Annotated in this window: 21 protein-coding genes; 9 read left to right on the forward strand and 12 right to left on the reverse strand. The window is 57.7% G+C overall.

Annotated elements, in window-relative coordinates; translation table 11 throughout:
* Positions 1-5 precede the first annotated feature (5 nt).
* From IMCC20628_RS13390 to IMCC20628_RS13400, 3 genes are all read right to left on the reverse strand, one after another.
* Positions 6-515: a copper chaperone PCu(A)C gene (locus IMCC20628_RS13390; RefSeq protein WP_047030633.1), complete on the reverse strand. Its 510-nt coding sequence runs from the start codon at positions 513-515 to the stop codon at positions 6-8.
* A gap of 178 nt (positions 516-693) precedes the next feature.
* Entirely contained in the window at positions 694-1,089 is a 396-nt protein-coding gene (locus tag IMCC20628_RS13395; protein ID WP_156174513.1) for a hypothetical protein, read from the reverse strand.
* 130 nt (positions 1,090-1,219) lie between these two features.
* Positions 1,220-1,504, reverse strand: a complete 285-nt coding sequence (locus IMCC20628_RS13400; protein ID WP_047030634.1) for a hypothetical protein — start codon at positions 1,502-1,504, stop codon at positions 1,220-1,222.
* 419 nt (positions 1,505-1,923) lie between these two features.
* Between IMCC20628_RS13400 and IMCC20628_RS13405 the strand changes: the two genes are divergently transcribed.
* The 3 genes from IMCC20628_RS13405 to IMCC20628_RS13415 are packed head-to-tail and all read left to right on the forward strand — an operon-like array spanning position 1,924 to position 4,943.
* Positions 1,924-3,420, forward strand: coding sequence for an FAD-binding oxidoreductase (locus IMCC20628_RS13405; RefSeq protein ID WP_047030635.1), 1,497 nt, complete (start codon positions 1,924-1,926; stop codon positions 3,418-3,420).
* 36 nt (positions 3,421-3,456) lie between these two features.
* On the forward strand, positions 3,457-3,867 hold the full coding sequence (locus IMCC20628_RS13410; RefSeq protein WP_047030636.1) for a membrane protein: 411 nt from the start codon (positions 3,457-3,459) through the stop codon (positions 3,865-3,867).
* Positions 3,864-4,943, forward strand: coding sequence for a hypothetical protein (locus IMCC20628_RS13415; RefSeq protein WP_047030637.1), 1,080 nt, complete (start codon positions 3,864-3,866; stop codon positions 4,941-4,943). Before IMCC20628_RS13410 ends, IMCC20628_RS13415 begins: the two co-directional genes overlap by 4 nt.
* A gap of 42 nt (positions 4,944-4,985) precedes the next feature.
* On the opposite strand, the gene IMCC20628_RS13420 is transcribed toward IMCC20628_RS13415, so the two are convergent.
* Positions 4,986-5,345: a cupin domain-containing protein gene (locus IMCC20628_RS13420; RefSeq protein ID WP_047030638.1), complete on the reverse strand. Its 360-nt coding sequence runs from the start codon at positions 5,343-5,345 to the stop codon at positions 4,986-4,988.
* 275 nt (positions 5,346-5,620) lie between these two features.
* Here IMCC20628_RS13420 and IMCC20628_RS13425 point away from each other — a divergent pair, with 275 nt between their 5' ends.
* The 3 genes from IMCC20628_RS13425 to IMCC20628_RS13435 are packed head-to-tail and all read left to right on the forward strand — an operon-like array spanning position 5,621 to position 8,317.
* The gene (locus tag IMCC20628_RS13425) at positions 5,621-6,037 is read left to right on the forward strand and encodes a CopG family transcriptional regulator (protein ID WP_047030639.1); all 417 of its coding nucleotides are present in this window, start codon (positions 5,621-5,623) and stop codon (positions 6,035-6,037) included.
* Positions 6,038-6,066: 29 nt separating this feature from the next.
* The gene (locus tag IMCC20628_RS13430) at positions 6,067-7,179 is read left to right on the forward strand and encodes a PHB depolymerase family esterase (RefSeq protein WP_047030640.1); all 1,113 of its coding nucleotides are present in this window, start codon (positions 6,067-6,069) and stop codon (positions 7,177-7,179) included.
* Position 7,180: 1 nt separating this feature from the next.
* Positions 7,181-8,317, forward strand: coding sequence for a C45 family peptidase (locus tag IMCC20628_RS13435; RefSeq protein WP_047030641.1), 1,137 nt, complete (start codon positions 7,181-7,183; stop codon positions 8,315-8,317).
* A 40-nt stretch (positions 8,318-8,357) separates the two neighbouring features.
* On the opposite strand, the gene IMCC20628_RS13440 is transcribed toward IMCC20628_RS13435, so the two are convergent.
* From IMCC20628_RS13440 to IMCC20628_RS13475, 8 genes are all read right to left on the reverse strand, one after another.
* Positions 8,358-9,683: an aspartate aminotransferase family protein gene (locus IMCC20628_RS13440; RefSeq protein ID WP_047030642.1), complete on the reverse strand. Its 1,326-nt coding sequence runs from the start codon at positions 9,681-9,683 to the stop codon at positions 8,358-8,360.
* Between the two features lie 14 nt (positions 9,684-9,697).
* Positions 9,698-10,669 (reverse strand): C45 family peptidase, encoded by a 972-nt coding sequence (locus tag IMCC20628_RS13445; protein ID WP_047030643.1) that lies wholly within the window; start codon positions 10,667-10,669, stop codon positions 9,698-9,700.
* Between the two features lie 21 nt (positions 10,670-10,690).
* Positions 10,691-12,151 (reverse strand): biotin carboxylase, encoded by a 1,461-nt coding sequence (locus IMCC20628_RS13450; protein ID WP_047030644.1) that lies wholly within the window; start codon positions 12,149-12,151, stop codon positions 10,691-10,693.
* 1 nt (position 12,152) lies between these two features.
* Positions 12,153-14,903, reverse strand: a complete 2,751-nt coding sequence (locus tag IMCC20628_RS13455) for an aminotransferase class I/II-fold pyridoxal phosphate-dependent enzyme (protein ID WP_047030645.1) — start codon at positions 14,901-14,903, stop codon at positions 12,153-12,155.
* Between the two features lie 73 nt (positions 14,904-14,976).
* Positions 14,977-15,957: a carbon-nitrogen hydrolase family protein gene (locus IMCC20628_RS13460; RefSeq protein WP_082128136.1), complete on the reverse strand. Its 981-nt coding sequence runs from the start codon at positions 15,955-15,957 to the stop codon at positions 14,977-14,979.
* 70 nt (positions 15,958-16,027) lie between these two features.
* Positions 16,028-16,459: a universal stress protein gene (locus tag IMCC20628_RS13465; RefSeq protein WP_047030646.1), complete on the reverse strand. Its 432-nt coding sequence runs from the start codon at positions 16,457-16,459 to the stop codon at positions 16,028-16,030.
* A 20-nt stretch (positions 16,460-16,479) separates the two neighbouring features.
* Entirely contained in the window at positions 16,480-19,233 is a 2,754-nt protein-coding gene (locus IMCC20628_RS13470; protein ID WP_047032564.1) for a TRAP transporter permease, read from the reverse strand.
* A 133-nt stretch (positions 19,234-19,366) separates the two neighbouring features.
* A complete protein-coding gene (locus IMCC20628_RS13475) occupies positions 19,367-20,326 on the reverse strand; it encodes a TAXI family TRAP transporter solute-binding subunit (RefSeq protein WP_047030647.1) in 960 nt (319 codons plus the stop codon).
* Between the two features lie 463 nt (positions 20,327-20,789).
* On the opposite strand from IMCC20628_RS13475, the gene IMCC20628_RS13485 reads away from it, so the two are divergent.
* From IMCC20628_RS13485 to IMCC20628_RS13495, 3 genes are all read left to right on the forward strand, one after another.
* Positions 20,790-21,386 carry a cupin domain-containing protein gene (locus tag IMCC20628_RS13485; RefSeq protein WP_197078298.1) on the forward strand — a complete coding sequence of 199 codons (597 nt, stop codon included), beginning with the start codon at positions 20,790-20,792 and terminating at the stop codon, positions 21,384-21,386.
* 35 nt (positions 21,387-21,421) lie between these two features.
* A complete protein-coding gene (locus IMCC20628_RS13490) occupies positions 21,422-22,219 on the forward strand; it encodes a 3-keto-5-aminohexanoate cleavage protein (RefSeq protein WP_245307776.1) in 798 nt (265 codons plus the stop codon).
* Positions 22,220-22,411: 192 nt separating this feature from the next.
* On the forward strand, positions 22,412-24,202 hold the full coding sequence (locus tag IMCC20628_RS13495; RefSeq protein ID WP_047030649.1) for a site-specific integrase: 1,791 nt from the start codon (positions 22,412-22,414) through the stop codon (positions 24,200-24,202).
* Positions 24,203-24,287 lie beyond the last annotated feature (85 nt).

Consider the following 24,287-nt stretch of genomic DNA (forward strand, 5'->3'; position numbering starts at 1 on the left):
ATGCTTCAGCCGCCCTGCTTCATTTTGCTATGGTCCATCTTGCCGTGGTCCATGTTCTCGTTCATTTTCTGAATGGTCTCAACGTTGAACTCGACATCCACCGAACCGGCCTTTTCGAAGACAAGCGTGACGGGGTATGTTTCGCCTTCCGTGAGCTGCTGCTCAAGACCGATGAACATGATGTGGTAACCGCCTGGCTTGAGCACGACCTCGCCGCCGGCTGGAACTTCCAGGCCATCGACGAGCTGGCGCATTTTCATGACTTCGCCCTCCATCGACATTTCATGAATTTCAACGCGGCCGGCAAATGCGGCTTCGCCACTGACAAGCCGGTCAGCCTCGGAACCATTGTTATGGATCGTCATATAGCCGCCGGACACGGGCGCATTGGGCGGTGTTGCACGCGCAACCGGGTGGTCGATCATCAGTTCACCGACCTTGTAGTCGTGGGCGGACACGATCGCGGTTGAAAAACCGAGAAGGGCAGTGGAGAGAAGAATGGCAATTTTTTTCATGGGATTGGCTTTCTTTCAGAGTGCCCGGAACGGGCGGAATGGACTGGAACAGGACAGACGCCTTGCGAGGCGAATCTTGACCCGGCAATGGCAAGATTGACGACCCACGCCCAAGCTCAGGCGTTGATCAGGTCAAAGGCTGCGACAGGCGCAACGGTGCGCCAAGGCAGCAGAAAAATCAGGCTTGGGAAGAAGGGGGGCCGCGCGGAGACGCGCTGGACTGCAGCACCGGAGGCGTGAACCCGATGTTGCGGGCGCGCACCGGTTCGGCAGGCGCAATCCTGCGGTTGATCACAAAGACGTCCAACGGGGACGGCAGATCAACAGAGGAGACAATGCGACAGGCTTCGCAAGGGCTGGCAACGCCATGTTTGCCGGTGCCCTCCCCATCAAGGCAGAGATCGGGAAGCGTGCCGTCGGGAAGAACGTAATCGGCGACATTGACGCCGGCATAGGCTGAGGCCGCTGCCGAAGAAATGAGCGGTTTGTGGGCGAAGGCAACGAGCAGCAGCGACAGCGCGCACAGCATGCGCACCAATCCCGAACTGCTGATAACCCGTCGTGTCCCGATCATGTTCCTCACCTGTACTGCGAACCCGCCAACAGATACAGATCCGCAATGGCACTCACAAGAGCTTTGAGGCTTCTGCGTCAAGTTGCGCGGCAGTCAATTTCAATGGTGGGCCGGGTTATGAAACTCATCATTACCTCAACGCCAGGCATCCGTTGGCCAGCGCCGGCAGGACTATCCAGGCGCCAGCGGCATAGAGCGATTTCCCCGCCTGCCCGGTGGTCATATTGACCACCACCGTGTGATTGCCGGTGCGCAAGATTCGCGCTTCCGGCCCGAGGTTTTCGATAATCCGGTGTTCGGGACCGATCGCCAGAAATTCACTCGACACCGGCAGGAACCGCGCCGATGCAGCCATTGCCAGAACCCAGACAAACAGGATCGCAACCAGCATTGCCGCGTGGTTTACCAAAAGCATAATGGAAGAATCGGAATTTGCGGGTTTCGAGTTTATTGGCAACGCCAATCCATCCAGTCTAGGCCGAAGCCGGTTGCTGCCCATAGCGTCGGGACTGAAGCCCAAGACAAACCAATAGGTGATCAAGCCTTTCACACTTAGAGCATCGTTCGATTAATAAGGCTTACATCGCGATGCCACTGAGTATCACAAAATCGCACTATCCGCTGCCAGCGGTCTGGTTTGCTGTCAGCATCAAACAATCATGGATTGTCGGCGAACTCCAGTTCACTCTTGTCAATTTGGCGGTGCGCGATAGTGTTCGGCGCAATCACGTCTGCACTCCGTGTTAACCTGATTGCTGCAATTTCCGGCAACAGCGTTCCGGATGTGTCTCATTGTCATGCCAATTTCCGGACGAACACACTGCGGGAAGCCAAATGAACAAGATTACACGCAGATCCCTGCTCGCCGGTGCGGGCGCTGTTGTCGGTGCGGGCGCCTACAGAGCCTGGGATCAGCAGACAATTCCGGCCGGATTGCCTTTCCCGGCGACCGATCCCGTCCAGGCAACCGGTACCATTCTCAATGACGCCAGCCTGCTCAGCCCGACGCCGGTGGCGCGGCATCTGACGTTCTCTGAAGCCCCTGAGACGAAACTGCTGACCGCGCTCAGGTCTGAATTGACCGACGCGCAATCTGCCTCGCGGGCGTTTTCGGCAAGTGCGGCGCGGCATTCTATGGGTGGGCAAAGCCTGCCGCGCGAGGGAACCGCGGTGACGTTTGAGCAGAGCACGCTCACGCCTGACACCCAGGCAGGGACCTACCGTGTGGCGGCGGGTGTGCGCTGGAGCCAGGTGATCGCCGACCTCGACAAAATCGGTTTCTCGCCAAAGGTGATGCAGTCCAACAATGATTTTGGCGTCGCCAGCACCTTTGCAGTCAATGCCCATGGCTGGCCGGTTCCGCACAGCGCCTTTGGCAGCACAGTTCGCTCGCTGCGGCTGATGCGGGCCGATGGCGAGGTGATCACCTGTTCGCGCAATGAGAATGAAGACCAGTTCAGCCTCGCCATGGGCGGCTACGGGCTCAATGGCGTTATCCTCGATCTCGACGTCGAGATGGTCAAGAATGAACGGCTGATGCCGACATTCGAAACTGTCTCCGGAGCAGATTTCGGGCCGAAATTTGCCGGGGCTCTTGCCTCCGATCCATCGATCAGCATGGCCTATGGCCGGCTCGATGTGACCATTGACGGGTTCTTCGACGAGGCACTGATGATCACCTACCGGACTGACGAGAATCAGGCCGATCTGCCGCCCGCCTCCGGTTCAGGCTGGATGAGCAAGGTTTCGCGGGATATTTTCCGCGCCCAGCTCGGCTCGGACCGGGCCAAACGACGCAGATGGTTTGTGGAAACCGAGGTCGGACCACGGCTCGGTAGCGGCGGCGTCACCCGCAACAGCCTGATCAACGAGCCGGTGGTGACGCTGGATGATGGCGACCCGACGCGAACCGATATTCTGCATGAGTATTTCGTCTCACCTGCCCGGTTCCATGAATTCATCGCCGCATGCCAAGACGTGATTCCGTCGTCGTTTCAGGAACTGCTCAACATCACGCTGCGCTATGTGGCGACTGATACCGACAGTGTCCTGACCTACGCCACCGAACCCCGGATCGCCGCCGTTATGCTGTTTTCGCAAGAGATGTCGGTGCGCGGCGAAGCCGATATGGCGCGTATGACCCAGGCGCTGATCGAGCGGACGCTGGAGATTGGCGGCACCTATTACCTGCCCTACAGATTGCATGCCACTGACCCTCAGTTTCAGCGCGCCTACTCCCGCGCGGCTGAATTTGCCGCACGCAAGCGGGCTGCCGACCCCGGCCTTGTGTTCCGCAATGCGTTGTGGGACCGCTACATGGCGAAGCTTTGAAACCATGGGCGAAGTTTTGAGAACAGGATTGTCATCATGATTACATTACGCTCGATATCCGCCGTTTACGCCGTGGTGCTGCTGGGTGCTGCGAGCCTCAACTACATTCCCGGCCTGACCGACAGTGAAGGCCGCGCCTTCGGCATTTTCGCACTCGATATCTTTGACGACCTGCTGCATGTCGCTTCGGCGCTGTGGGCCGCGATCGCTGCCTGGCTCGGTCGCAATGCATCGCGAAAATTCCTGCTCTATTTCGGCATTCTGTATCTCGGTGACGGTTTGCTAGGTCTCGCCACGGGGTCGGGCTATCTCGATCTGGGGATCATCAATTATGGCGTTGTCGATCTTGATTTCGGTTTCAAGATTCTCGCCAACCTGCCGCATATCGCGCTTGGCGGCGTTGCTGTTCTCTCCGCCCTTTTTGTCGAACGGACCAACCGCACATGAGGCGGCTCTGGCGTGTGGTAAAATGGACAGCGCTGGCGCTGGTGCTTGGCGTCGTCGCGCTTTTGTCGCCGGTGGCCTATGTCGAAAGTTTTTGCCGCGCCGATCCGGAATCGACTGCCTATCAGCCGCTGATCACCGATCCGGCGTTTCAGCGGGCGGAGGCCAACAGTTATCTCACCTATCCCGAATGGCACATTGTCTATGCCTATGAGGGATTGGCCAAAACGCTGGAGACTACGGACGAATACGCCTTTGATTACAGCGCCAGTATTTCGGGCTTCTGGCGCTCGTTCTGCGCCCTGAACCAGCAAGCCAACCGGCATGGCGGCGGTGATTTCAACACCCGCGCCACCATCCATGTCATCGGTGTCAGCTATACGCTCGAAATGGTGATGAAGGCTGCTTACGAGGAAACCATCGGGCGGCTGTTTGCCGTCATTCGCGGCGCTGACAAATCCCCGCAAGATCTTTATGCCGCTCAGATGGCAGCCGATTATGCCACTTTCCTGCAGCAGGTACCCTGGTACAAATATGATTTCGAGACTGCAAAGGATGAGCTATGGGCCGAGCCGGTTACGTCATTCCTGCGCGGCTGGGAACGGCGGCTGGCGCTTGGCGGTGAGTTCAGCGCCAAGAGTGCCTATGCCGGTGTCATTGCTGAAGCGGTTGAAGCCGCGGGCGTCGCCCCCCTACGCATAAGAAGCGTGGTGACCGGACTTGAAGCATCTTCGCTTGAATTGATCGATGGCGTCGATGTGGTTGACACGACATCTGACGGGCTGATCATCGAGACGCCGCGCTACCGAAAATTTACCCATATTCTTGAAGCCATCATTGCCGGCGGCGGGACGGTCAACGAGATCGCCGGCAATGATGACATCATGCTGTCGATGGTCGGATGGGATGATCCGGATCTCAAAACCCTCAAGCATGGCGCAATTCTTTCCCGAATTCCGCGTGACGGATATGGCGGCAGCGCCCGCTGGCTGGTCGGTGTCAGGGTATCAGAACTCGAGCCTGCGCTGTCCGAGATCAAGGCCCAGGGCCTTCAGATCGAGCATATCTACGATTACTGACATGACCTTCTCGGCAGCACAGGCATATTGATCTGCCGGCTATCAGGGCTGGCTGGTCAACACATAGGTCTTGCGCAGGCGCTCATGGATGGTCCATTCGCCTTCCCAGCCGAGCGGCAGGACGAGCACGTCGCCCGGTCCGATGCTGCGCGTGTCGCCGCCCTGTTTGCCTTCCACCGTCGCCGAACCACTCAGTACATGGCAGATTTCCGCGGATTTGGTCCGGTCGGCGGAAAACCGTCCTGGGGTGCATTCCCACACACCGACCTTGGTCATGCCGTCTGTCGAAGCCCAGAGTTGCTTGGCAGCCTCAACCTGCCCTTCGGTGAAGGTCGTTGGCTTGGGGGAGAATTCACCCAATTCGAGGCTTGTAAGGTCGCCGAAGCTCTTGAGATCTATCATTGCAATTCCTTGATGGTTGAGGCTCGCCGATATGGACCCGCGGCGCTGCAACCGGTGTCACTGGGAAGTCAGTTCAGGGTGTATGGCGACCTAAATTGGGTGTGTGATTCATTATCAAGCCTTTGGTGCGTCAGGCAAGGCAACCCCGCCAGATATCTCCCCTCAGAGTAGGCAATCAGGTTTCAGTGGAGCGTGAAGGCCGCCATTGGTGAGACGTTCCTCTTGCAATTCGCAAAATTACCATCCATATACCATCCACATGGAAGGAATTTTGCATGAGCAACATCAGACAGCTTCGGGAAAAGCCCCCGGAAACCGAGAAAATCACAATCAATCTGGGCTATGTCGACCTTGGCCGCATAGACCTTCTGGTGCAGGAGGGTTTTTATTCGAACCGGTCAGATTTCATTCGCACCGCCATTCGCAATCAACTGGTCAGCCACCAGGATGCTGTTGCCGGCTCCATCGAACGGCACACCATGGAACTGGGGCTGCGCGACTACAGCCGCGCCGACCTTGAATCGCTGAGGGTCGCCGGTGAAATTCTGCATGTCAAAGTGGTTGGCCTGGCCCGCATCGCCGACGACGTGACGCCCGAACTGGCGCTCGCCACGATTGGAACGATAACCGTGTTGGGGGCGTTGCAGGCAAGCAAAGAAATCAAGACCGCACTGGCCGACCGCATCAAGTAGGCATTTCGACACTTCTAAGGAAAACAACGATGACATTCTTCAATGCCGACGCGCTGCGTCAGGCAATGGCTTCCGCACGCCGTGGCCGTTTCGATCCTGATCGCCTGGTGCAGGAAACACTGTCCCGTCACGGCCTTTCCTGGGATGGACCGGAGGGCGTGGCCAACACTGCGGCCGATGCCGGTCCGGGTTCGGCCTGGGGTCGGTTGCCAGGATTTACGTCACCGACCGCCCACGCAGGTCAGGCGTTCGTGAAGCCTGAAACCCGCGTCAGGCCAGACACTCCGGCGAGCGCCGGTTTCACCCAACACCGGTTTGACCACGCTGCCGGTAGCAGGGAGTTCCGGGTCTACCGTCCGGCTTCGGCCAGCAAAGGGCCGACAGGGCTGATTGTCATGCTGCATGGCTGCACCCAAACGCCCGAGGACTTTGCTGCCGGAACGGCGATGAACGAACAGGCTGAAAAACATGGTTTCGTCGTCGCCTACCCCGCTCAGTCGCGTGGCGCCAATGCGCAGACCTGCTGGAACTGGTTCAGCCGTGGCGACCAGAATCGCGACCGCGGCGAACCGGCAATCATCGCCGGTCTTACCCGGCAGGTCTGTGAAAGCCACGATATCCCGTTGGATCGGGTTTTTGTTGCGGGGCTGTCTGCGGGCGGCGCGATGGCCGTCATCATGGGCGAGACCTACCCGGAACTTTATTCCGGCGTCGCCGTTCACTCCGGCCTGCCGTTCGGAGCAGCGCGCGACGTTGCCTCAGCCTTCGCTGCGATGGGCGGCAAACCAATGGAGGGAAAGGCACGCTCCACGATGACCCCACGTACAATCGTGTTTCACGGTACTTCGGACGCTGTTGTCCATCCGGTTAACGGCGATCTGATTGCGCGGGACGCGATGTCGAACGGTACCGACACACAGTATCAGACCACCGAGCGCGGCACATTTGGCAGCCGTCAGTTTGAAAAACACACCACTTTCGGATCCCACGGCCAGTCGAGCATCGAGCACTGGGTGATCGACGGAATGGGCCATGCCTGGTCCGGCGGTCGAGCTGCGGGATCTTACACCGATCCCGATGGTCCGGATGCCAGCGCCGAGATCGTCCGATTTTTCCTGAACCCGCAAGAAGGGAACCGCTAACATGGCCGATGCTTGCTTGAGATTTGACGCAATTAGAGAAGACCTGCCCGGGCCGAAATGGAAGGCCCGCTGGGATCGCTCATGGCCCGCCTATGAAGGCTGGTTCATCGCCCGAGGCGGCGACAGCGGACCGTCGCGCGCGGACTGTGAAGCAGCGCTGAGCCAACACATGCCCGAGCTCGTTCCCGTGTACAGGCGCCTAGTTGACCTTGCCGGTGGATCGGACCGCGCGGCGCGCTTCCTTTCGACCTGGTGTCCGCCAAACTACCTCGGCGGCTGTTCGCTTGTGGCTATGTCAAACCACGACACGGTCCGGCTGGTGCGCAACTATGACCTTTCGCCTAACCTCAATGAGGGGCTTCTGCTCAAGTCAGCCTGGACGGGCCGAGGCGTGATGGGGATGGTGGAATTCCTCTGGGGCCTGTCCGATGGCATCAATGACGCAGGTCTCAGCATCGCGCTGGCCTATGGCGGCCGCCAGGTCACGGGCACCGGCTTCGGCATCACCACGATCCTTCGCTATGTGCTGGAAACCTGCCGGACGGTCGAGGACGCGCTTGCTGTGCTGCGGCGGGTGCCATCTCATATGCCCTATAATGTCGTTCTGGCCGACGCGTCGGGAACCACTGCCAGCGTCGAGATGCTGGCGGGGGGCGGCATTCAGATTGTTGCCGACCCTGTGGCGACCAACCACCAGCACGACGGGTCACAGCCCGACCGCGGCCCGTTCACCCGGACATACGAACGTGCGGCCCATCTCAAACGGATCGCGGATTCACGCAGGGACCCCAAGGGGCTTGCTGCGGAGTTTTTGAAAGAGCCGTTGCGTCAGGTCAGATATGAAGAGGGCTTCGGCACCTTGTTCACAGCGGAGTATGATCCCCTCACCCGTGGCCTGACGCTTCACTGGTCTGACACTGAATGGCGCCAAAGTCTGGACGACTTTACCGAGCGCCAGACCGTCATCACCTATGGCGGCAGCGAGCGGTCGATCCAGCTCAATCAGGGTTTGGAACGGGAGATCGACTGGGTGGCAATCGGGATGCGGTATGCTTCAGGCAACGCGCCCGACTGGCGCGAGTTTGCCACTCCGGGATACGGGTTCGAACCACAGCAGGTCTGCAGCGGCTGCCACTGACCTGCTCACCTCCCGGCGCCAACGCGCCGGGTTGAATGTTTCAGACCCCGGTGGCGGCGCGAATGCCGATTGCCAGCTTGTCGATCAGTTCATCGATCTGTTCGGGTGTGATGATGTAGGGCGGCGCCAGCAGCACGTGGTCGCCGCTGCGGCCATCGATGGTGCCCGACATCGGATAGCAAATCAGGCCGGCATCAAAAGTCGCGGTCTTGATTTTGGGTGCTATACGGTCGGTGGGCGCGAAGGGTTGCTTGGTCTCGCGATCCTGCACCAGTTCGACGCCGACAAAGAGGCCGCGACCGCGTATGTCGCCGAAATGGGGATGCTGGCCAAAACGATCCTGCAGGCGGGTTTTGAGCAATTGGCCCATTTCCTCGACCTTCGTCAGTAATTGGCGATTCACGATCGCCCCGACAACGGCAAGCCCCGCAGCGCAGGCGGCCGGATGGCCCATATAGGTGTGGCCGTGCTGGAAGAAGCCACTGCCGTTCTCGATCGCCTTGTAGATTTCGCCGGAACACAGCATCGCTCCAAGCGGCTGGTAGCCGCCGCCAAGTCCCTTCGCGATGGCAATGATGTCGGGCCTGACGTCATCCTGCTCGGATGCGAACAGGCTGCCGGTGCGTCCCATGCCGCACATCACCTCATCGAGGATCAGCAGAACGCCGTAGCGGTCACAAATTTCGCGAATCCGCTTGAAATAACCCGGTGCTGGCGGCACTGCGCCTGATGTGGCCCCGACCACCGGCTCGGCCATGAACGCCATCACCGTTTCAGGACCGACACGAAGAATTTCTGTCTCCAGCGCATTGGCGGCGCGCAGACCATAGGCCTCCGGCGTTTCATCAGCGTGGCGCAAGCGGTAGTCGTAACAGGGATCGATGTGGCTCACATCCAAGAGCAGCGGGCCGAACTGGGCGCGGCGCCATTCATTGCCGCCCGCCGACAGGGCGCCGATGGTGTTGCCGTGATAGCTCTGCTTGCGCGCGATCAATCGGGAGCGGCCGGGCTCGCCCTTCTCTACGAAATATTGCCGGGCGAGCTTGATCGCCGCTTCTGTCGCCTCGGATCCGCCGGAGACGAAATAGACCCGGTCGATCCCTTCGGGCGCTTTCGAAATCAACAGATCAGCCAAAGTCTCAGCCGGCTCGGATGTGAAAAAGCCGGTATGAGCGAAGGCTATTGCGTCGAGTTGAGCCTTTACTGCATCGATGACATCGGTGTCGCCGTGTCCAAGGCAGGACACCGCCGCGCCGCCCGATCCGTCAAGATACTGCTTGCCGCTCTGATCAAACAGGTAGCACCCCTTCCCCGAAGCCACGACAGGCGGGTGAATTTTCGTATGGCGGGAAAAGACATGGCTCATGGGGTTTGCGCTCCTTAGACCGGAATATGAATCATCCGCTGATCTTCAACGAAATTATGGATATCGAATGGCCAGGTCCCCAAGGGCCAGCGAAGCTCCATTTGTCCGAGCCGGGGGCGATATATGGCAGTATAGAGCGTGCCAAATCCGTCGGCGAAGGCTGAGGAATATAGTGGCGGTTTGAGGAAGGCAGAAATGAATTTTTCCTCGGTATCTCTATGCATCGTCATCCGCTGCAGCAGATAGCGCTCGCGCTCGACGGTCGCAGTGAAGCGGGCATGCGCCGCCCATTCAACCTTTTCCTGATGATTGGTCGCAACTGCCGACTTGGTGATCAGCGTCGGTCTGTCGGGCGCCATATAGGCGGTGATATAATTCCGTTTCGCGTCCAGCACGGTGACATTGTAGCTCATGTGACTGGGAACGCGGGCCAGAACAGCCGCGGCCTGTTCGGTGGTTTCGCAGGTCTGCAGCACATAGCGCAGAATGATCGGCACGCCGAAGCCGTCACCGACTACGTGACGGCCGCCGAAGGTCAGGGAAATTGCCAGACCGGCATCGTTCATACCGTCGACCAGCCCCCAGAGGCCATCAGATGTTCCCAATACCGTGCGCCCCTGCCAGCCGGTGCGCATGATGAGCCGGTCAAAGGCCAGCGGACTGTAGTCGTAATTGCGCACCAGAACCGGCTCTGCACCGGTCCAGACTGCCTGGGAACAGCCGGACAGATAGGGCGGCGGATTGTAGAGGCTGAGAAAGCGGGCGGCTTCATCGCCGCCGCCGGCCAGTTCGCAGAGCTGCTCATAGATTACCAGCAGTTCGGGCATGTGGTGCTTCAGCGCCTGATAACACTGCCAGTATGTCGGCCGCGCTTCGACGCTCTCGCTGCTCCACCAGCGCTTGTAATCCGGCCAGTACTCGGCAAAAAGCCCGGCCCATTTCGGGCCAGGTTCCACTTCATCGACTGAACGCCAAAGATGTTGCATTTGACGTCCATGCTCCGGAGTTTAAAGAATCTTGAAGGCCGGCTCTGAAAACACCGGACCGACGTCTGCTGCCGGCAGCGGCTTTGCCACAAAGCTGTTCTTGATCCCGTGAATCCACTTCTTGGCGCGGTCGTTCAAAACGAAATTGTTCGTCATCGAACGCCCGCGAGTCACCAGAATGCCGAGGTCGGCGCCTTCATAGCGGTAATCGCCCGGCTTTTGAATACGCAGAAAGAAAGCCTCGTTTTCGCTCTCGACTGCGCGCCGGTGATAATCGAAGCGGTCGAACACAACGCGTCCGTCATCATGCATCTTGTAGATGCCGGTCTGCGGCGCTTCAGTGATGATGTCGACGCTGTCTTCGGTGTGCTTGACCACCATCTGGCTCCAGCTGTCGATCATGTCCGGATCGGCCCAACGCGAATTCAGCTCGGCGATGTCGAGATTGAATTTGACCTTCGAGAAGTCGAGCAGATGGAACAGGAACAGGGGCGCATCCGCATGGGCAAATGCCGCATGATTGGTCATCGAGCTGGCGCCCGTAATGCGCGGATTGAGTTCGCCGAGCCAGATGTCACCGGTTTTGGTGTCGATGAGAAAATCAAGTTCGAAATAACCGCTGTAGCCTTCCTTGCGCAACTGCTCGCCGAACTTGAAGGTGAGCTGCCTGGCCTTCTCACGCACCTTTTTCGGGAAGGCGGTGGAGAAGATCTCGTTGCCGCACCAGCCACCGCGGTATGGCGTGAGTTCCTTGAAGCCGACAAGCTCGGTCATCAGTGGCCCGACAATGGTCCCCTTTGACGTGGTGCAGGCTTCGATTGCCGAACCGCGGCAATCGATCCGCTTCATGATCTTGATCTCGCCCTCGCCGATGATCTCGTCCGCATGGCTGCGGAAATCGGCTTCAGACTTGATGAAAAATGTGGTGTGACCGCTGTCGCCAAAGGCCGACTGCAGAACCAGATCATGCCCGATTCCGGCCTTGTCGCAGGTTTCGCCCAGGTTTTCATAGGAGGTTACCTCGGCCAGCACGTTCGGCACGGAGGGAACGCCGGCCTTGTTGCCAACCCGCACGGTCTCGATCTTGTTGTCCATCGAGGTGCGAAGCTTGGCGCTCGGGAACCAGACGACGGCGCCGAGTTCATTGGCCAGACGCTCGGTCTCTTCATCGAACATCAGGAAGACGAATTTCGGGTTGCCGCCGCGGCGCTTGATGAAGTCGATGACTTCCTTGTGCTGCAGCAGGTAATTGTTGATGTCCTCGATCGACTGAAACTCGGCATGGGGCTGCTCGGACGGGCAGAACACGTTCGGATGGCGGCCGTCATAGCAATCGAGGTAGCAGATGTATTTGAAGTTCTTGCACCACTCGTCAATGCCGAGCAGGTTGAAGTTGGTCGCGGAAATGAAATAGATCGGGTCTTCGTTCCGGTGAAAGAACCGGCGGATTTCCGACATGTTTTTCAGCATTTTCTTCGGCATCTTAGTCCCCTTTTTTATTTTTTGGTTTTGCCAAGGCGAGCCCGGCATGATTGTCCAGGGCTGCCTGAGTGAACACGCGCAGGCCCAGGTCCGGCCGGTATCCATGGATTTCACTGACATCGAGCGCGCGCATGAAGGCCAGAATCTCTCGCGACACCACCTGCCCCGGCACCAGAATCGGAAACCCGGGCGGATAAGGGATGATGAAGGAGGCTGATACGATCTCGCGGCCGCTTTCGATCGCGTCGATGATCGAACCGTCGAGCTCGAGATAATCGCAGTTCTTGTCATCGTAGCTGAGAAAGAATGCCGACCTGATGTCACCTTCGATGGTGTCGTTGTCTGTGCGGAAGGCATCATGGAACCGGCTGAAATCGGGCAGTGGCGGCAAGTCATGCATGAGGTTTTTGACGCGTTTTTCGAAACTCAGGCGCTCCATGCGCGATGCATCGTCAAGCAGGTCGTCAAGGTCGTTGGCGATTTCAACCAGCACCTCGATCAGGTAGGCAACGGACGACCGCGTGGTGCCGATATTGGTCATGAACAGGACAGTGTTGCGCGACGTCTTGTTGATCTGGATGCCGTATTTGTCCATCAGGATCTTGTTCTTGAAAGTGTCGCCGTCCCAGCCGGTGCCGCCGACCACAACTGTCACGCGGGTCGCATCGAGAACAAACTCGTCTTTCTCCCAGCAATTCCAGATGTCGGTCCAGCCCTGATCCGGCTCGTAGTAACTGGTGACGCCGCTCTCGCGGTGGGTTTCCGGAATCATATCGCCGGCTGTCAGAACCTTGAAATATTTCTGCAGCACCGGGTGTGTCGAAATCGCCCGGCGCATCGACATGGCCGCCTCGACCTGGCGTTGAACGAATTCGAACCCCTCCAGTTCCACCTGCCGCCGGCCGACATCCAGCGAGGCTATGATCTGGTAATTTGGCGAGGTTGACGTGTGCGTCATGTAGGCTTCATGAAAGCTCTGCTCGACCTCCCCCTTGAAGTCCTGATCGTTGACATGAATCATCGATCCCTGCCGCAAGGATGTCAGCGTCTTGTGGGTCGATTGGGTCGAATAGACCCGGATCCGTGAACTCGGTGGTGGCAGCAAACGCGTCTTGAGCAGCGTCTCGTCATCCGCATCCTTGAGTTTGGCCTGCTGCTTTTCGTAGAGCTTGGCGTATTGCGGCGTCTTGATCTTCTCCCGCAGGGTCTTGGCGGCGTTCATTCCGGTGCGCTGACGGTAGGTCGGGCCAAAACGGGCAAAGGCGAACCACGCCTCGTCCCAGAGGAAGACCAGATCGGACTTGATGGCGAGGCATTCCTCCATCACCCGCTCGACATTGTAGACAATGCCGTCAAACGTGCAGTTGGTCAGAAGCAGCATTCTGACGCGGTCGAGCTTTCCGGCCGCCTTCAATTTCAGCAACTGGTGCTTGATTTCCTTCAGCGGTACCGCGCCATACATCGAGTATTCATTCAGCGGATAGCTGTCGAGATAGACCACCTGGGCGCCGGCCAGGACCATCCCGTAGTGATGGGATTTGTGGCAGTCACGATCGACCAGCACGATATCACCGGGCCGCACCAGAGCCTGGACGACGATCTTGTTGCAGGTCGATGTGCCATTGGTGGAAAAGAACGTCTGCTTGGCGCCAAAAGCCCGCGCCGCGAGTTCCTGCGCTTCCTTGATCGGCCCATGCGGCTCAAGCAGGCTGTCGAGTCCGCCACTGGTGGCTGAGGTCTCGGCCATGAAAATATTGGGGCCGTAAAAAGCGCCCATATCCTGGATCCAGTGCGACCGGGAGATCGATTTGCCGCGGCTGATCGGCATGGCGTGGAAAACGCCGGTCGGCTGTTTCGAGTATTCCTTCAGGGCGGTGAAGAATGGTGTCTTGTAGCGCGCCTGAACACCACGAAGGATGTTGAGGTGCAGCTCCATGAAGTCTTCCTGATTGTAGAAGACACGGCGACAGATGCCGAGATCGAGACCAGCAATGGCTTCAACCGAGCGGTCGGTCACCAGATAGGCGTCAAGTTCGGGGCGAACTTTCGCGATCAGACGGCAAAGCTCAGGGCCATAGTCCTCCGGCGCGATCTCTTCAATTTCATCGATGCCGCCGGCACGGTTGAGGTAGCGGGTCAGGATCGGCAGTTCGACCTTGGATTCGAGCTTCAGACCGGGGCGGACGATGATGGCCTGAATGTTATGGTTGAACAGAATGCCTATGAGCGCGTCCTGAAGACTTGGAACGACCACCGATTCATAGGTGAACTGGTCATCCGCGCGGCGCATGGATTGAAGACTGTTCTTCAGCCAGCGCTCCTGGTGCTCGTTGAGGTCATCAACAATCATGACCTCGAAATAGGGTTTGGTCAGCGCCCGTGCTTCCGGCGACAGTACGGCCTCGTCTTCGTTCTCCTCGGCATCGACCACATCCCGGTCGAGCGGAATGTGACGGCGGCGATAGGCGCCGGTCGTCAGAGCGCGAAGCACGCGGCGGACGCTGAACGCAGCATCATCGACGTTTCCGTGATCGAACTGGCGTTGCATGTGGTTGAATGCCGAAACACCGGGAAAGGCCCAATAGGCTTCAATGAGCGACAGCGACTCGAATAGTTCGTTGATCTTTGCCCGCGTCGCCTTGGCCTTGCGGCCATCAGGCTCGCGTTTGAGAAAGTCCAGTGCTTCGCGCAAGGCACTCCATCGATCTGTCCGAAGTTGAACCGCAGAGTAGTAATCGCTCATTGATTGCATCAATTTTTCCTTTTCGGTTACACAATCTTCTGCAAGATCTCCGTTTTTTCGTCGTTTCTTGATCCCGTATGCTTCAGCCTGCTACCGTCTTGCCGGCAGCCATCGGTAATCCTGTTGCCGGGGTAGCTTCCGATGCCGGCAACGGTGGAAGCGGGGCAACACCTGCCGGGAGAGCGGATGGCGGTAGACCGGCCTTCGATCCCTGCCCCGGGGTTTCGAGCGGGCCGAGGCTGTGCAGATATGCATCAACGCCGCTGGCCCGGTCGTAAACAGGAAAATCGACGGCGCGGTCCCGGAAACTCTTGAGCACCTGACCCAGCCCCATGAACCCGGTTTCGCGCTGGCGTCGGACCTGGTCGAGGTCAATTTCGACAGGGAACATATCCTCACCCGCCATTGAGCGATGCAGGATCGTCGCCGAGGGAGACACCACACAGGATTGACCTATGCCACCAGCGCCCAGGCCGTTGATGTCGAAGATATAACACTGGAATTGCGCGGCGGTGGCTTGTGCAATCGCGATCTCGGTCGATCGGTCAATGGTGCCAGTCAGCACCGGGTGGATGAGGACTTCGACTCCCATGCTGGTCAAATGGCGCGTCGTTTCCGGGAACCAGATATCGTAGCAGATCGAGAGACCAAAGCGGCCAACACCGGGCACATCAAAGACACAGAATTCAGTGCCTCCGGCAATTCCTGCTTCATAGGGCAGGAAGGGAAACATCTTTCGATAATGCGAGACGATCTCGCCTTGCGGATTGATCACCGTGGAGGTGTTGTAGATCAGTCCATCGTCGGCCTGTTCGAACATCGACCCGGGGATCACCCAGACATTATACCTGCGCGCTGCTGCCTGAAACCGTTCGATGGTTTCGTTGAGAAGCGGTTGCGCAAATCGCGACAGCGGCCCGAATGACGCCAGTTCGCTGAACACCACCATCTGGGTCCAGGGAAACCGGGCCATGACCACGTCGAGCTTGTGCAACATGGTTTCGACATTGGGTTCAACGGCATTGACATACATCTGGATGCCGGCAATTGCGAAAGGTGTCATAGGGGGGCGAACTCCGTGGATCTTTTTCCAGGTCTAGTTCCGCAGGATCGCGGTTGAGGCTCCGGCTTGGTTAGTTTCTGACGATCAGGACCGAAACGGGCGAACGACGCACCACCCGGTCGGCCTGCGAACCGACCAGAAATTCACGCACCCGATCCGGAGAATGGCTGGCCATGACCACCAGGTCCGCGTGATAGGTATCAATCGCCTTGAGGACTTCCGTGTGCACGACCCCATGAGCCAGATGAACATGGGTTTCGATTGAGTTGTCGATATTGTCTTCGACAATCGAGCTGAGCTGTGAATTGGCTTCCGTGAGCGCATGGGTTTCGAAACCCTCCTGCAGGAAACCGGCGACCAGCGGTGACCGGATGTTGGGCACCACCGACAACACGTGCAGCACACCGCCACCGGCCTTAGCCAGCGCTACCGCTTCGGGCAGAGCAAGTTCCCATGATGGCTTATGCGTCAGATCGATGGTGACAAGGATCGTCTTGTACATATCAATTCTCCTGGTTCAGTTTATGCAGCCGCGGTTGAAACAAACCGCGGCGACCGGCGCCGCTGCAACATCACGACCATGGCCAAGAGCAGAAGGGCAGGAATGAACATCCAGTATTTGCTGGGCACGTCGACAGGCTTGAGCACCCGCAAAACCTGCTGATCCCAATCCAGACCGGCGGACGATGCCGACGAGCCGAAAGCGACATCGTCGATGAACATCTTGTCGCCGTCCTGGCGGAAGGTGAGCCCGGCATTGGCCAGCTTTTCTTCCCCTGTCGCGCCCTCCCCGATGGGAAGCAAGGCAACAAACTCGATCGGATCGCCGAGATCATTGACGCCCGCAACCCGTACCCGCAAGGAGTCGCCACTGGCCGTACCTGCCGCAGCCTCGGTGATTTCAGCAGGGTCCTTCTCCAGATAGGGCGGAAAGATCATGTCCATGAAAAATCCGGGCCGGAACAGGGTGAAGGCAACCAGCAACAGGATTGCGGATTCATAAATGCGGTTGCGAACCAGGAACCATCCTTGGGTGGCGGCAGCAAATAGCAACATCGCCACCGTCGCTATACAGAAGACGAATATCCCCTGCACCCATGTCACATTGATCAACAGAAGTTCGGTGTTGAAGATGAACAGGAACGGCAATGCGGCGGTACGCAGGCTGTAGAAGAAGGCAATCACGCCGGTCTTGATCGGATCGCCTCCCGAGACTGCGGCCGCAGCAAAACTTGCCAGACCGACCGGCGGGGTCACATCAGCCATGATGCCGAAGTAGAACACGAACAGATGAACCGCGATCAATGGCACAATCAGGCCATTCTGCTGTCCGAGCGTGACAATCACCGGCGCCAGCAGGGCCGATACGACGATGTAATTGGCTGTCGTCGGCAGACCCATCCCCAGGATCAGCGACAGGATTGCGGTGAGGAACAGGATTGCCATGATGTGGCCGCCCGAGAGAACTTCGACGACATCTGCAAGCGATGACCCGACACCGGTCTGGCTCACCGTTCCGACAATGATGCCGGCGGTTGCAGTGGCGATGCCGATACCGATCATGTTGCGGGCACCAGTTACCAGTCCGTCAATGAGGTCGTTCCACCCCTGACGGACCGCATTTCCGATCTGGCTACTGCCGCGGAACATGGCCATCAATGGCCGCTGGGTCAGAAGAATGAACACCATGTAGGAGGTGGCCCAGAAGGCTGACAGACCCGGAGAGAGGCGGTCCACCATCAGCGCCCAAACAAGAACTACCACCGGAAGAATGTAGTGCAGGCCCGAGCGGACCGTTGGTCCGGGCAATGGCAATTTGGTCACTGCCGCATTCGGATCATCCAGTTCAAGCGGCTCCTCCTTGGAGGCAACGCGGACCAAAGCGACATAAGCGGACGAAATCAGCACAAAAACGATATAGGGAGCGGCAACCGGGAACGCCGGGCGCAGCCAGCCCATACCGTAATAGACGGCAAACGAGACCGCACAGATTGCGGCGATAGTAAAGGCGATACCGATCAGGCGCTGGACGATGGGTTTCGGGGTGTAAGCACGAGGCAACCCCTCCATGCCCGCCTTCATCGCTTCAAGATGCACGATATAGACCAGCGCGATGTAGGAGATCACTGCAGGAAGAAACGCGTGCTTGACGACGTCGAAATAGGGAATGCCGACATATTCAACCATCAGGAAGGCCGCGGCCCCCATGACAGGCGGCATGATCTGGCCGTTCACAGAAGATGCGACTTCAACCGCACCGGCTTTTTCAGCGGAGAATCCGACCTTCTTCATCAGCGGGATGGTGAATGTGCCTGTCGTCACCACATTGGCGATGGACGAGCCCGAAATCAGGCCGGTCATTGCAGATGAAACGACGGCTGCCTTTGCAGGTCCGCCACGCATATGCCCCATCAGGCTGAAGGCCACCTGGATGAAATAATTGCCTGCGCCGGCGCGGTCGAGCAACGAGCCGAACAGAACGAAGAGAAACACGAACGACGTCGAGACACCCAGCGCGATGCCGAAGACACCTTCGGTGGTGATCCACTGATGGTTGACGATCTCGGAGAGATTGTTGCCCTTGTGGGCAATGATGTCGGGCATGTAGGGCCCGAGGACGGTATAGGCCAGGAAAAACGAAGCGACGATCATCAGCGCGGCGCCCAGTGACCGGCGGGTTGCTTCCAGCAACAGCAGAATGCCAATCACCGCAACCACGAAATCCTGGATGATCGGCGCGCCAACGCGGCTCGAGATGTCACGGTAGAAGAAATAGAGATAAAGAGCCGCCATGGCGCCGATGGCAGCCATTGCCCATTCCCAGGGTGGAATCCGGTCTCTTGCTGACCCGAGATAGACCGCGCCCGACACGGCCAGCGCCACAATCGGAATCCACCAGACAGGCGTGGCATCCTTCGACGACCACATGAACAGGGCTGCAAGGATCAGCGGTACCGCCATTCCGAGTCCGAGTTGAAATTTGGTCCGGTCCGCAGGAAACGCCGCAAAGGCGAGAAAAATGGCAAACGCCAGATGAATGGAGCGGGCTTCGGTGTCATTGAAGACGCCAAATCCGATCACGAAAGGAATGGGAGAGGCAAACCAGAGCTGAAACAGTGACCAGAACAGGGCGACAAGCATGATAAACTTGCCCACTGCACCATGCGTGCCTCGCGCACCGGTATCGGACGAGGCGACAAGCGCGTCCAGCTCCGATTGAGAGAGCCCGTGCTGGGCAGCGTCTGCTGATGTCTGCGGGTTGTTATTGTCTGCCATGAAATCCCCCTCGCCGCCCGATTCCGGGTCGATCACCTGTCCACTTTGGAACATATTTTGTTGGCAAGGGCGCGAGGTGATAATGCGCCCTTGCCAATTCAGGCTACTGACTTTGACAAGTCAGCAGTGCGGATCACATCCAGCCGCGTTCCTTGTAGTACTTCACAGCACCGGGATGAAGCGGTGCGGACAGACCACCGGAGATCATGTCCTCTTCCTTGAGGTTGGCAAATGCCGGGTGCAGACCCTTGAAGCGATCGAAGTTGTCAAACACAGCCTTGACGACCTGGTAGACAACATCGTCATCGACATCGGCAGAGGTGACGAATGTCGCCTTCACGCCAAATGTTTCAACATCGTCGGGCGTGCCGGGATACATGCCGCCGGGAACTGTTGCCTTGGCATAAAAGGCATTGTCGGCGACCAGCTTGTCGATAGCTTCTCCGGTGACGGGCACCAGCTTGGCTTCGACAGTCGAGGTTGCTTCCTGGATCGAACCATTGGGATGTCCTACGGTGTAGATGATCGCGTCAACCTTGTTGTCGCCAAGTGCTGCGGCCTGTTCAGCTGGCTTCAATTCCGAAGCAAGCGCGAAATCATCCATGGTCCAGCCTTTTGCCGCCAGCACCACTTCCATGGTTGCGAGCTGACCGGAACCGGGGTTGCCGACATTGACGCGCTTGCCCTTGAGGTCATCAAAGTTTTCAATTCCCGAATCTGCACGGGCAATAACCGTGAACGGCTCGCCATGGACGGAGAACACCGCACGAAGCTTGTCGACCTTGTTGCCTTCAAACTTGGAAGTGCCGTTATAGGCATGGTACTGCCAATCGGACTGGGCCACGCCCATGTCCATATCGCCGGCAGCAATGGCGTTGATGTTGGCAATCGAACCACCGGTGGAAGGAGCTGTGCATTTGAGGTTGTGCTCGGCTGCGCCACGGTTGACGAGACGGCAAATCGACTGGCCGACCACGTAATAAACGCCGGTCTGACCGCCTGTGCCAATGGTTATGAACTTATCCTCGGCCACGGAAGGCGAAATCGCCATCGCCATCGCGCTCGCCAAGATCAGGTTTCTCACATGTTTCATTCATTTTCTCCCTTGTGAACTCTTTGCCGTTGCTGCCCCCAGCCGCCAACGGCACAGACAGTATTCATACTTTCGCCTTCCAGAGCTACCTCTAAAAGGCCAAGCCACTCATTGAGGCAGAGATGAGCGGCAACGACGACAGAGTACGAACCGTGTTGCCGCCACACGCCCAGGTAGGCAGGAACCTGCAAGCATCCTGTGGTACCGCGCTGCCACGCTGTTCGAAACTGGAAGCATTGCCGGACCTCGTACGCATTGCCTTTTAAACTGTTGCGGACCTTTGGCTGCCCGCACTTGTCTGCCGCTTGGGACATCATTTCCTGCTCAACGCTCGAATGAAAACCCCCAATTTGTTACTGGCAATCCTAGGCATGTTTAATATATTATGCAACCCCGTTGAATAAACCGGTTGATTTTGAAATGATGGGCGCACAGAACCAGGGGCACCCGCGGGAGAACATGCATGTCAGCAGCACATGAACCGGAATTGAACATCGGCCAGCGTTTGAAAGCTGTACGGACTGCACAGAAAATGTCGCAACGGGAACTGGCGCGCAAATCCGGTGTAACCAACGGAATGATTTCGCAAATCGAGGGAAACTCCACCAGTCCCAGCGTCTCGTCGCTGAAGCGGATTCTCGACGCGATTCCGATGAGCATGTCCGATTTCTTTTCCAACGAAACACACAATGCAAAGCAGGTCTTCTTCCGTGCCGGAGAATTGCGTGAGCTCAATCCCAATGCAATTATTGCGAAAGACAGCGGTGACGTGAACAGCCTTTCGTTGCGCCAGGTGGGGAACAGCCGCAATTCGGCAATCCAGATGCTGTACGAACGCTACGCTCCGGGAAGTCACACCGGAGCGGACCTCTACAGTCATAATGGCGAAGAGGCGGGGATTGTCATTTCAGGGACCATAGAGGTGACTGTCGGTGATCAGACTGCGACACTTGGGGCGGGAGATGCCTATTTGTTCGAAAGCCGGGAACCGCATCGGTTTCACAACAGCAGCGATGATGAATGCATTGTCGTCAGCGCCTGCACGCCACCGTCGTTCTGATTATTTTTTGACCTGAACAGGGATTGCCGGACACCATGATGACCAAATCAGACACTTCGCCGGCATCGCTGCCAGCCATCATGATCGCACCGAATGGCGCGCGCCTGAAAAAAGTGGACCACCCTGCCCTGCCGGAAACCGTTGCAGAAATCGTTGCGACGGCGCTGGCCTGTGTGCGGGCCGGTGCGGACGGGATTCATGCGCATGTTCGCGACAAGGACGGCAACCACACACTCGATGCCGGCCTCTATGGTGAACTCCTTGCCGAACTGGCGCGGGTTGTTCCCGGGATGGTTCATCAGATCACCACCGAAGCGGTCGGCCGCTACAGTCCCGAAGAGCAGATCCGGCTGGTCAGGACCGTCCAGCCCAAATCGGTTTCGGTGTCGCTTGCAGAAATGACCTCTGAAGGATGGACCAGCCAGGTCGAGAGTTTCTACCGGTGGTGCGATGAGGCCGGCGTGGCGGTCCAGCACATCCTCTATATGCCGGATGACCTGCGCAATCTCGCAAGGCTGTGTTCGCAGAAACTGATCCCGGCTGATGAACTTATGATGCTGTTTGTCCTGGGCCGGTACGGCCAAGGCGTGCCCAGCGAACCGCAAGCGATCTCCGGGTTCCTTGAATTACTGCCGCAACTGGCAGTGTCAGCAGATTGGGCGGTCTGTGCCTTCGGCCAAAGTGAGACCGCCTGCCTCCGCGCCGCCGAACGCCTGGGCGGGAAAATCCGCATCGGATTTGAAAACAACACACTGAATGAAGACGGCACCGTGGCACGCGACAATGCCGAACGGGTTACCCAGTTCATCGCCAGCCGCGGCATGCTTGCCTGAGCAGCAATCTCAAATGGGGAAAACGGCGGTCACGAATGCATGCCGGATAAATATGAGTTGGCTGGGGCGCCTGGACAGTAATCCGTCTACTTTTAAGTCATTGCAGAGCAATTAAATAATTGTTTATGTTGACTATTTTTTCAAACTTGTAACACATGACTGTAACACACGGACCATCCGCATGGAGCAATCATGGCACGTCTCAGCTACCTTCTTCGACGTAACGGGAGCTACTATGCTCGGATGCGAGTGCCAATCGAATTAGTCGATGCAATTGGCAAAAAGGAGCTTGTGAAGGCTCTCGGCACTAAAGACGAGAACGAAGCTAAACGCTTGATGTGGCGGGTGGTGGAGGGATGGAACCGGGAGTTCGATGAACTCCGTTCACGGCGCGACATCACGCCAGATGACCAGGCCGTTGCAGTCTGGCAACGGTACGAAGAGATCACCGAACAGTACGACCAAAAAAGCCGAACGTTGCCTACATCGGCTGAAATCGAAGTTGAGGAAAGCCGTGTGATGCGTCGGCTTGAGAAAGGTGAAATTCGGTCCGACCTGATAAGCACCGTCAATGCCTACGCCGATTATGAGATGATGCTGAGCGCTCGCACCGACGATGCCAATGTTCGCGCCCGTCGCCTAGCAGCGCTCAGGCGCGCACTAAATGGCGGCGACTTCAAACTTGTGGAGTCGACGGCTCAAAAGTTCGTTAGCAACAACAGACTTCTGATCGATTCCGGCTCCGAACAATACCGAGAGCTCTGTTCAAAATTGATGCGTTCGGAGATCGAAGGTTTGCAGCGCACTCTTGAACGCGACGACGGCGACTATTCCGGCATTCCAAAAGACCCAATTGTAAAGCCCGCGACCGGTAAAGCTCGTGAAACCGCAGAGCCAGGAGAAGAGACCATGGAACTGTTCGAGACCTACGCGAGCGAGAACCCAAGGAACATTACTGCCGACACAATTAACCAGGCCCGCCGCGACATAGGAAGCTTCGTTGATTATGTCGGCAATACCTGTCCGGCGCACCGGATCGATAAGAAGGCTGTCCGCGAATGGAAGGCGCTCTTGATGAAATACCCAGTCAAGGCAACTGAAACCAAGGCGTTCGCAGGGATGAGGCTTGTCCAGATCATCAAGCACAATGAGACAGTAGGTAAACCCGTCCTGACACCGCGCACCGTCAATCGCTACCTGTCGAGTCTTGGCGCATTCTGCAATTGGTTGGCGGCCCATGGATACTTGGATCAAAGTCCGACCATCGGTATGTCCCTGGCGAAGGTGAAGAAGAAAAGCACCCTACCCTTCACGACAGAACAGTTGAACACTCTTTTCAAATCTCCGCTCTTTGCTGGATGCCAAAGCGCGGCGGCATGGAGCACGATTGCCAAGCCGGGCAATGAAAAAATCCGCGACCATCGCTTTTGGGTTCCACTCATAATGCTCTATTCCGGAGCGCGCCCGGCAGAGATAGCGCAGTTATCCATTGACGACATTCGAGAGCAACACGGCCATTGGATAATGCACATCACGACCGAAGGCGGCGGCGATAAGAGCGTGAAAACCGACGGCTCGATGCGCGTCGTGCCGGTTCACAAGGAACTCATAAAGCTCGGCTTGCTCAATTATCAAGCTGGGATGAAGTCGGCAGGACAGGCCCGGCTATTCCCTCAAGCTGAACGGAACTCGCGTGGTCAGATGATTGCCGACTTCAGCCGTGAGTTTGGCCGGTATCTCACGCGGATCGGAATTAAGAACGGTCGCGGTTTGTCCCTGTACAGCTTCCGCCACGGCGCTGCTGATGCACTTCGCCGCGCCGGGCACCTTGATGAACAATTCGGCTTCATCCTTGGCCACACCAGCGGCACCATGACGGGGCGATACGGGAATCTGCCGGAAGGGATGCTTGAACAGCGGGTGGCGCTGATTGACTCGATAGCCTATCCGGGCCTGGAATTGGATCACCTTAACTCGATCTGATTATTTTCCTAATACATAGGATTATTTTCTTGATACCAGATTCGACACATGAGACAATATTGCCAAGTTCAAATCGACTTGGAAA

The sequence above is a fragment of the Hoeflea sp. IMCC20628 genome, assembly GCF_001011155.1.
Classification (GTDB): domain Bacteria; phylum Pseudomonadota; class Alphaproteobacteria; order Rhizobiales; family Rhizobiaceae; genus Hoeflea.

What these genes read in the sequence shown, in the direction of transcription:
- IMCC20628_RS13445 (WP_047030643.1), bottom strand. Translation starts at nt 10,669, where the DNA reads ATGCAACATCTTTGGCGTTCAGTCGATGAAGTGGAACCTGGCCCGAAA.
- IMCC20628_RS13415 (WP_047030637.1), top strand. Translation starts at nt 3,864, where the DNA reads ATGAGGCGGCTCTGGCGTGTGGTAAAATGGACAGCGCTGGCGCTGGTG.
- IMCC20628_RS13450 (WP_047030644.1), bottom strand. Translation starts at nt 12,151, where the DNA reads ATGCCGAAGAAAATGCTGAAAAACATGTCGGAAATCCGCCGGTTCTTT.
- IMCC20628_RS13430 (WP_047030640.1), top strand. Translation starts at nt 6,067, where the DNA reads ATGACATTCTTCAATGCCGACGCGCTGCGTCAGGCAATGGCTTCCGCA.
- IMCC20628_RS13495 (WP_047030649.1), top strand. Translation starts at nt 22,412, where the DNA reads ATGGCACGTCTCAGCTACCTTCTTCGACGTAACGGGAGCTACTATGCT.
- IMCC20628_RS13420 (WP_047030638.1), bottom strand. Translation starts at nt 5,345, where the DNA reads ATGATAGATCTCAAGAGCTTCGGCGACCTTACAAGCCTCGAATTGGGT.
- IMCC20628_RS13465 (WP_047030646.1), bottom strand. Translation starts at nt 16,459, where the DNA reads ATGTACAAGACGATCCTTGTCACCATCGATCTGACGCATAAGCCATCA.
- IMCC20628_RS13475 (WP_047030647.1), bottom strand. Translation starts at nt 20,326, where the DNA reads ATGAAACATGTGAGAAACCTGATCTTGGCGAGCGCGATGGCGATGGCG.
- IMCC20628_RS13400 (WP_047030634.1), bottom strand. Translation starts at nt 1,504, where the DNA reads ATGCTTTTGGTAAACCACGCGGCAATGCTGGTTGCGATCCTGTTTGTC.
- IMCC20628_RS13425 (WP_047030639.1), top strand. Translation starts at nt 5,621, where the DNA reads ATGAGCAACATCAGACAGCTTCGGGAAAAGCCCCCGGAAACCGAGAAA.
- IMCC20628_RS13390 (WP_047030633.1), bottom strand. Translation starts at nt 515, where the DNA reads ATGAAAAAAATTGCCATTCTTCTCTCCACTGCCCTTCTCGGTTTTTCA.
- IMCC20628_RS13440 (WP_047030642.1), bottom strand. Translation starts at nt 9,683, where the DNA reads ATGAGCCATGTCTTTTCCCGCCATACGAAAATTCACCCGCCTGTCGTG.
- IMCC20628_RS13460 (WP_082128136.1), bottom strand. Translation starts at nt 15,957, where the DNA reads ATGACACCTTTCGCAATTGCCGGCATCCAGATGTATGTCAATGCCGTT.
- IMCC20628_RS13490 (WP_245307776.1), top strand. Translation starts at nt 21,422, where the DNA reads ATGATGACCAAATCAGACACTTCGCCGGCATCGCTGCCAGCCATCATG.
- IMCC20628_RS13470 (WP_047032564.1), bottom strand. Translation starts at nt 19,233, where the DNA reads ATGGCAGACAATAACAACCCGCAGACATCAGCAGACGCTGCCCAGCAC.
- IMCC20628_RS13455 (WP_047030645.1), bottom strand. Translation starts at nt 14,903, where the DNA reads ATGCAATCAATGAGCGATTACTACTCTGCGGTTCAACTTCGGACAGAT.
- IMCC20628_RS13435 (WP_047030641.1), top strand. Translation starts at nt 7,181, where the DNA reads ATGGCCGATGCTTGCTTGAGATTTGACGCAATTAGAGAAGACCTGCCC.
- IMCC20628_RS13395 (WP_156174513.1), bottom strand. Translation starts at nt 1,089, where the DNA reads ATGATCGGGACACGACGGGTTATCAGCAGTTCGGGATTGGTGCGCATG.
- IMCC20628_RS13410 (WP_047030636.1), top strand. Translation starts at nt 3,457, where the DNA reads ATGATTACATTACGCTCGATATCCGCCGTTTACGCCGTGGTGCTGCTG.
- IMCC20628_RS13485 (WP_197078298.1), top strand. Translation starts at nt 20,790, where the DNA reads ATGTCAGCAGCACATGAACCGGAATTGAACATCGGCCAGCGTTTGAAA.
- IMCC20628_RS13405 (WP_047030635.1), top strand. Translation starts at nt 1,924, where the DNA reads ATGAACAAGATTACACGCAGATCCCTGCTCGCCGGTGCGGGCGCTGTT.